A 7,332-nucleotide genomic window follows, 5' to 3' on the forward strand; every position below is an offset into this window, starting at 1 on the left:
TTACTATCACATTTCAGACAAAGGCAGCTGCGTCATATACAAACCACCTGCACGAAGTCTTTTAATCTTATCTATAGAGGAATGATTTCTTCCCTTTCTCTTTTTTCCTGTGCTTCTGAAAAAATTTCTCTGAATATGCAGTCTAATTTTTCGTTATCATAGAAATAGTTTTTCTGGTTTATGTTCATTGTTACTTGTTTAAAATTATTTGTTATTTCTAACGTATATAGTATACTTCTTTCTTCTCCATAAATATGAAATACGATATCAGGCTGCCCTGACTTATCTTTAACCTCTGCTTTTCTTTCATCCTGCTCAATAAAATCTGTAGCTTTGATTTCCCGTGATAATTGTTTCATTAAATCCTCGCTGTCAACCTCGCTTTCTGACAGGTAAGGAGATCTCCTTTGTACTTCAACTGAAACAATTTCTTCCTCAAGCACATTTAATTCATTTTCCTGATACGCTCCATATCCAAGACATAATAGAAATAACAGTGTTGCCAAAACAGACATTACCCGATTTTTCATTCTCTTCTCCTAAATTCCTATAAAATATAATATATAACAAAAGAGAATATCCTTTTGAGGTGACCCCCAAAAGTTAGACTTTTAAGCGTAGCAGTTTATTGGCTGCTACGCTGTTTTTATGCAGCCAAGAGGCTAAGCCTGTATTGCACAGGACTCATCCATCCCAGTTTTTCTTTTATTCGTTGTTCATTATAATACTTTATATATCGTTCTATTTCTGATTTCAATTCTTCAAAACTATAGTAAACAACACCATAGTAAATCTCTTGTTTAAGCAATCCAAAGAAGTTTTCCATAAGTAAGTTGATGCTGGAGCTTAACTCCATCACCAACTTTGTTTACAGTCTGAAAGAGCAGTAATCCGCTCTTTTTTTAAGGTCTTTTTTTGATAAAGGATCATCTTCCCATATCCATTGAATGCAATTACATCTTTTTGTAGATTCCATAGTATTAGGGCCCCACCTTGCTATAAGTTCCATCAACCCAAATCCCATTATCATACCATGTCTGACCGGAACTAAGCATTTGCACTTTAATCCATATTGTACCATCTGCCTGCGGCAGAATCGTGATTTCATGCTCCTGCCTTGAACGGTTCCCTTGCAAACGGTACGTAGATTGCCCTTCTACAAGAGGTACGTTTAGAAAATCTTCTATGGATGCACTTTGCCCATATTGATACCAAAACGATAAGTTAAAACATGGGGAACCACTACTATAGTCAACAGAAAAGTGAGAAAGATATTCCCCATCTGCATATTCATAGGTTCCTTCCTGAATAGTGGATGCCGTAATTGTTTCATTTCCCACATTATCCGGGGCGGGCTCCTCATTAGCTGTTACTACTTCTTCCTCACTGGTAAAGAGGATCTGGTTTACAATGTCTGAATATTCTCCCAACACCTCTATCTGGCCCGCATACCAGTCATCTGTTGTTTCTTCCTTTGGCAGGAACGACTCGGAAAATCTCCGTACTGCGGACACTACTCCCGCATCGTTCATCAAAATTTGGTGAACCAGATATTCCCCTCTTGCATGAGTGACAAGTAATGCCCGGTAATATTTGCATATTTCCTGAATTTTTGTCTTTTCGTCCAAATCAGCATCTTTTTCTTCATGGATAGCTTGAATGAGCGAATTTGCCACGTCGGCTACCACTTTCATTTCCTGATACCGGTTAAACATATTGGATGTCCCAAATCCGATATCACCAGCCAACATCAATCCATGGAATACAAATTCACCAAGATTAAGATTTGCTGATACGGTACTTAGCAAGTTGCTACCGCAATCGATAAACCATTTCGTTGTATCGTCTGTATTGTAAAGGTCAGACGATTTCAGAAGAGCCATGGAAAGATTGTCAATGAAAAAATCCGCTTCATACTGCCCTATTGTCTCTCCATAGTCTGCAATATACTCTACCCTTTTTTCTAATAAGGCCTCATTTGCCTTTAAAAGGCTGTTTGCTGCACTCTTTAATTCTTTATCGCTTGCATATTGGCTTATAGCTTCAAGGAAGAACTCTGTCCCAATATAGCTTTGCATGGATGTCTGATAATACTTTGCCTGCTCTATGGTCTCAATGACGACATCCTTTCCTCCGAATCCCGCGTCTATAATAGGGGAAATCTCATCCATCACACTATTCCCGCCAAAAGCGCCAAGTGCTAAATTGGTAATATCTTCTGCATAGTCGCCTAAGTTTTTCAGATCATCGTAATTTGCCTGCTGTTCTATCTGTTCGGCAAAATCTCCTTCCTGCATAGCAATCAGGTTAGCTAATATTTCCGCATAATCCTTTTTCTCCAAATTTTCTTCGATAAGATTGGAAGAAAAGTCCATTAACGAACTGATCAATGAATCACTCTCTATATTCTCTACCATGCTTAAATATCCGATCCCCTCACTACTACAAAAGATGGACTCAAACATATACTCATTTTCAGTATATTTGAGATACGGATCCGGCAGGTCAGAAGATGAGCCATCTGCCGCATAGGCCTCTGGTACCATAGTCGTTATGCACATGACTATACTTAAAAAGAAAGCTATTATTTTTCTCATTTTTCTTGTTCCTCCGTCAGTGTATTCATTGCTTTAATGATTTCCTCTTCTAATAATTGATCAACCGCCTCTTCTTCATGGACAACCCTTTTTCCGTCTTCGGCAGTTACTTGGGCCGTCGTATCAAATTTTTTTGTTTCATAGTCTCCAGAACTAAGTGCTTCCTTCATGTAGGTTTCCGGGTCATCTGTTTGGTAGGCTTCTATCATAAGCTTCTCATAATCAGGCATTTCAACAGTTAGTGCTACTTCTTCGGTATCTTCTCCTTCCGCCTCACCTTCTTTTTCTTCAACCAAAATACAATCAGCATTTATTTCACCTATTGATTTTGCGACTAAATCCTCCTCATTTACCTTTTGAGTTCCACATCCGACAATTGCTAATACGCTGACAATCAGTAACATTACGACACATTTCATATATTTCACCTTCTTTCAATAGAATAAATTTCCTTTCAATATTTACCTTTTCTTGCTATTATGATAATTACAAGGTATGTTAGCCTTGTTCCTTCCAAATGTAATCGCTTCTGACCCATCCAGTTACACCTTCTTCTGTTGTGATCTTATACCATTCATGCATTTGCCCGTCTGATCCCATACCGGTTCCTATTTCTCCATAAAATTTCAGTGGTTCATATTGAGACTCCACTGTACCTACTAGCTCGCTGTCATGCTTTGGCTCACTTCGGATATTTAAAGTGCCTTCTACCTCTTTACGGTAATATTGCAATATGCCCATAGCAGATTTTACACTTTTCCCATCTGCCGTAACCAAATCTTCTCTGACCCATCCGGAAATCCCACTTTCGGTTGTTATATAGCACCAATCATGTATAGCCCCATCCGAACCATAACCGTGTTCAAATTTCCCATTAAACAGCAATACTTCCTGATCGTTAGTTACTGTTCCGACAAGTTGCCCCTCATGGTCAGGGATGCTACGGATATTCAGTGTTCCTGATACGGCTTTTTGCAATTTAAGACTAGAACTATTTTCTTCTTCGTCTTTTACTTCTGGAGCTTCCGGTTCTATCTGTGATTCCTCCATTGGTTTTGATGGTTCGTCAGAGGCCGTACCCTGTTTTTGCTTATCTTCGTTGTTGTAAGGTTGTTGCTGCTCAATCTCTTCTTGGATAACAGTATTATTCTGTTTACTATCGCCCTGTTGGCACCCAACGAAGAGAAATGGAAAAAATAATATCTGGATTGCTAAAATGATCTTTTTGTTCATGTCCCCCTCCTAAGAAAACTGCTTATTTAAAAGAAGTATAGCATACCGTTTTTTAACCGCATAGACATATTATGTCTACAAGCAGTATTCGCCTATTTTGCGGTATTTTTGTACTTTCAGAAAAGTTTTTTTGGCATAGTGCTATCTGCTATAGTTATAAAGAAAGATAAAATAATAACATCATCAAAGAGGAGGAATTACAAATGGACGGAAAGACGATCCTCAAAGGAATACGAACATCTCATATAGAAAAAATTATATGGAACGTTAATAAAACTAAAAAAGCACCCCGGAGTTCCGGGGATGCTTTTATGAGGCTGACGCATCAGTTAATGGATGGGAAAAAAGAGGTGTAATGTCATCCTGCTTCCCCAGCAGATCCTCCCAGACCCTGATCTTGAAGGTGTTTTCAAACCACTTCACGATAAAAAAGGAATCTGTGAAGATTTCAAAACCATGCCACGTTTCGGAAATGCCTCCATTCTTATTGCGTGGAACATCCTGAAATTCGTTCCAAAGCCTTAAAATACTATCATCCCTATACACGATATATAAAGTCTGATTGCAGTCTGCAAAAAGCGGGCAGATGATCGAAGTGTAAACAAACTCCCAACACCCTCCAGCCAGACCGCTGCCTAAATATCCGGGGATGGCGGCATCCTTTTCCTTCTGCTCCATTGAACGTTTCAGATCTTCTAGGCATCTCCAAAGCGCCTTGTAGTCTGTATCGACTTTTGTGCCAGTTGGAACATTTTCTCCAAACATATTTACAACCACCTGTCCTGACTTAATCGGACAATATTGGTTTGTTCCAAGCAGTTTTCGGAAATTCATGTTTCTGCATATAGCCCGGTAGTCGTTATAACTTTGTTCCCCCAGCAAGCGCCTTCGCACTTAGTAAGCAACCCCTGCTCCCATAACACCACGGCAATTAACCTGGTGTGCAATAAAATGCGTATCCATCTTTATCAGATCGCCCATTATTTCCTTGATCATCATCCTTCCTCCTTTAATACTCTTAACTATTCTTTAAGAATATGTAAGATAGCAGGGCATAAGAAAAACAGGGGCAAATGCTGTCCCTGTCTTTCCTTTTGTACGTTATGCGAGAAAAATATCCACGACATGCGGATCATTCGCATTATGGCAGATCTGCTGTACTACATACAGTTCGGTTCCCAGAAGAACATTTTCACCCTTCCGGGGAATACACAGAAGATGTCCTTCTGCCTGCGGCTGACCGTCCAGGTAGTATCGCCCGGTTATAATATTGCCGAAAGTGCTCTCCTTGTCCGTTTCATCTACGTCATCATTTTCTTTTAGCTCTCTCTTCCATGCATTGGCCGTGATACCAAACAGCTCTTCAATAGCGTATATTTCGGCATTGATAACGTATTCACCATTCACATATACTGTGTAGGTGGCATCACCCAGGTGACACATATCCAGCCACTCTTCTCCTATACTGGACATATCTTTCTCATAGCGCTTTTCAAAAGCTGTTTTTGCGGCTTCCCAGGTAGAAAACGGGCCTTCGTGATAAAGGTTATCGTCATTTCCATACATGATTACATACATAATTTTTCCTCCTCTCCTTAAAACATCAGTAAAATATGGTAATAACTTCGAAAAGAAAATTGAAAACTCAACTTCCGGTTTTGAGCATATTCTTCTGAAATCACTTATTAAAAGAGGAGGAAGAACATATGGAGCAGAAAACAGTAGACAATATCTGCAGGATCAGTATGGAATTTGGTGAACTTGTAGGAAAGAAAAAGATGAATCTCCCAGATGAGTATGCGGCTACAGATTATCTCGTAGACAATATACTGGAGTGGTCGCAAGAATTTGAGAAGACATTTAACCGAGAGGGGGAATACCTGTCTGAAATAGCAGTGTTTGCCCACCAGAAATTCCGCAAAGCTGGATGGCTTCCAGACCAACGAACAAAAATAGTTTATCTATACAGGGATGCTTACAACTATAAGGTATTAAACTGCTGTGTCATCAATGGCGAACTTTTATCTGAACAGATGATGAAGATCCGAGAATGCTGTCAGGAAAGCGAATATTTTATTCCGTCAGAAGTAGGGCTGACAGAAGAACGATTTTCGTCATACACAGAGGATGACCACCCGTTTTTTGAGTTGCTCGGTTTTGAACCCACAGATGAACCGGTCAATATAGCCATCACACCTGAAGAACTGGTCCGGAAATTTGACTGCTGCAGAGGAAAATGGGACGAACTTGCCACGAAACATTTTGTATATTAACTTAGAAAAAGGATAACAGAATTTGATCAAACACAAAGAAAAGCACCAACAATGGTACTTTTCTTTTTTACTTTAATTTTCAGAAAATGCTTGGAGCTTTTCAATATATGTAGCAAGTAAAGCGAGATTCACTCTATAATCGAGACCGGAGGCAGGCAGAAGAACCAAGACAAGGATGATGCCCCATCTGACACCGAAGCAATGTGAACTGCTTCACACTTGTTTCTTAGAAGATATTCGAAAAGAATGTGAAACATGCAGCGCAGATGTTTTCGTCTACTATACGCTGGAAAAGAACATAAATGAGCCGACTGATATTGTCAAGATTAGTTGACACATTTTTCTCAAGGATATCACTGACTATGCCGCCCGCTCCAAAGTCTCATAATACTGCCTGCGTTTTACCGCAGGAGGAACCCCTCCATTGGCAGAGCAGATCCTCCGGTTATTCCAGTAGCTGAGGAAGTATCTCCAAATGAGTACCTTTAATTCCTCTACAGTCATCTGCTTTGTATCATAACGGTCATAAAGGAGCTCTGTCTTCATTCTGGCCCACATACTCTCACAGCGTGCATTATCATGGCAGCGCCCTCCCGCGCTGTTCATGCTTTGGTGGATATGATATTTCTGGATAGCTTGACGATAGGCTTCGCTGGTATACTGTGCCCCACGGTCGCTGTGGATAACAGCGCCTTCCAGCGTGGGATAAGCAGTCAGGGCGTTTTCCAGTGTTTGGATACACAAATCTGCTTTCATGTTTGTTTCCATTGCCAGACCGAGGACGCTAAGATCAAAGCAGTCGAAAATCGCAGATACATACAGTTTTCCATTGGATGCCGGGATCTCTGTGATATCTGTAATGCACTTTTCTAATGGGACATCGGAATGGAAATCCCGCTTCAGCAGATCATCCGATTTCATGGCTTCCCGGTCTGCCTTTGTGAGTCCATTCGGTTTTCTTTTTGGCCGATGACTCAGACCGATTTGATCCATAACCCGGTATACAGTCCGCTCACTTGGGATATGCACTCCCTCCGGCTGTTTCAGCAACAGTGTCTGATACATCCGGATCCGTCCGTAAGTATCGTTACATTCGTCCTCGTTGATGATTTCTTTCATGGCATCTGCCAAATCCTGGTACTTCCAAGGACGGTCTTTATTCGCAAGATATTTATAGAAACCTTGCCGGCTGACACCAAGCATCCGGCAATAAAATGAGATTTTCCCGG

Annotated in this window: 8 protein-coding genes and 1 pseudogene; 1 reads left to right on the plus strand and 8 read right to left on the minus strand. The window is 40.5% G+C overall.

All coding sequences use genetic code 11. The features are described 5' to 3' along the window. Nucleotides 1-71: 71 nt before the first annotated feature. From WJ238_RS01285 to WJ238_RS01315, 7 genes and pseudogenes are all read right to left on the minus strand, one after another. A complete protein-coding gene (locus WJ238_RS01285) occupies nucleotides 72-530 on the minus strand; it encodes a hypothetical protein (RefSeq protein WP_337605933.1) in 459 nt (152 codons plus the stop codon). A gap of 116 nt (nucleotides 531-646) precedes the next feature. Further along, a pseudogene (locus WJ238_RS01290) lies at nucleotides 647-835 on the minus strand (IS3 family transposase); the annotation flags it as partial. Nucleotides 836-980: 145 nt separating this feature from the next. Next, the gene (locus WJ238_RS01295; RefSeq protein ID WP_337605934.1) at nucleotides 981-2,597 is read right to left on the minus strand and encodes a hypothetical protein; all 1,617 of its coding nucleotides are present in this window, start codon (nucleotides 2,595-2,597) and stop codon (nucleotides 981-983) included. Continuing rightward, nucleotides 2,594-3,001: a hypothetical protein gene (locus WJ238_RS01300; RefSeq protein ID WP_337605935.1), complete on the minus strand. Its 408-nt coding sequence runs from the start codon at nucleotides 2,999-3,001 to the stop codon at nucleotides 2,594-2,596. The genes WJ238_RS01295 and WJ238_RS01300 overlap by 4 nt, the downstream gene beginning before the upstream one ends. Nucleotides 3,002-3,095: 94 nt before the next feature. Further along, the gene (locus tag WJ238_RS01305) at nucleotides 3,096-3,830 is read right to left on the minus strand and encodes an SH3 domain-containing protein (protein ID WP_337605936.1); all 735 of its coding nucleotides are present in this window, start codon (nucleotides 3,828-3,830) and stop codon (nucleotides 3,096-3,098) included. Between the two features lie 309 nt (nucleotides 3,831-4,139). Beyond that, the gene (locus WJ238_RS01310; RefSeq protein WP_337605937.1) at nucleotides 4,140-4,595 is read right to left on the minus strand and encodes a macro domain-containing protein; all 456 of its coding nucleotides are present in this window, start codon (nucleotides 4,593-4,595) and stop codon (nucleotides 4,140-4,142) included. A gap of 336 nt (nucleotides 4,596-4,931) precedes the next feature. Next, nucleotides 4,932-5,408: a hypothetical protein gene (locus WJ238_RS01315; RefSeq protein WP_337605938.1), complete on the minus strand. Its 477-nt coding sequence runs from the start codon at nucleotides 5,406-5,408 to the stop codon at nucleotides 4,932-4,934. Between the two features lie 128 nt (nucleotides 5,409-5,536). Here WJ238_RS01315 and WJ238_RS01320 point away from each other — a divergent pair, with 128 nt between their 5' ends. Then, nucleotides 5,537-6,103, plus strand: a complete 567-nt coding sequence (locus WJ238_RS01320) for a hypothetical protein (protein WP_337605939.1) — start codon at nucleotides 5,537-5,539, stop codon at nucleotides 6,101-6,103. A 360-nt stretch (nucleotides 6,104-6,463) separates the two neighbouring features. On the opposite strand, the gene WJ238_RS01325 is transcribed toward WJ238_RS01320, so the two are convergent. Further along, the coding region (locus WJ238_RS01325) for an IS3 family transposase (protein ID WP_337605940.1) at nucleotides 6,464-7,332 on the minus strand (869 nt) is incomplete at its 5' end.

The organism is Claveliimonas sp. (assembly GCF_037273965.1).
In the GTDB taxonomy this organism is placed as follows: domain Bacteria; phylum Bacillota; class Clostridia; order Lachnospirales; family Lachnospiraceae; genus Claveliimonas; species Claveliimonas bilis.

Coding starts and splice junctions, on each gene's coding strand:
- WJ238_RS01285 (WP_337605933.1), bottom strand. CDS start 530: ATGAAAAATCGGGTAATGTCTGTTTTGGCAACACTGTTATTTCTATTA.
- WJ238_RS01320 (WP_337605939.1), top strand. CDS start 5,537: ATGGAGCAGAAAACAGTAGACAATATCTGCAGGATCAGTATGGAATTT.
- WJ238_RS01300 (WP_337605935.1), bottom strand. CDS start 3,001: ATGTTACTGATTGTCAGCGTATTAGCAATTGTCGGATGTGGAACTCAA.
- WJ238_RS01315 (WP_337605938.1), bottom strand. CDS start 5,408: ATGTATGTAATCATGTATGGAAATGACGATAACCTTTATCACGAAGGC.
- WJ238_RS01305 (WP_337605936.1), bottom strand. CDS start 3,830: ATGAACAAAAAGATCATTTTAGCAATCCAGATATTATTTTTTCCATTT.
- WJ238_RS01295 (WP_337605934.1), bottom strand. CDS start 2,597: ATGAGAAAAATAATAGCTTTCTTTTTAAGTATAGTCATGTGCATAACG.
- WJ238_RS01310 (WP_337605937.1), bottom strand. CDS start 4,595: ATGTTTGGAGAAAATGTTCCAACTGGCACAAAAGTCGATACAGACTAC.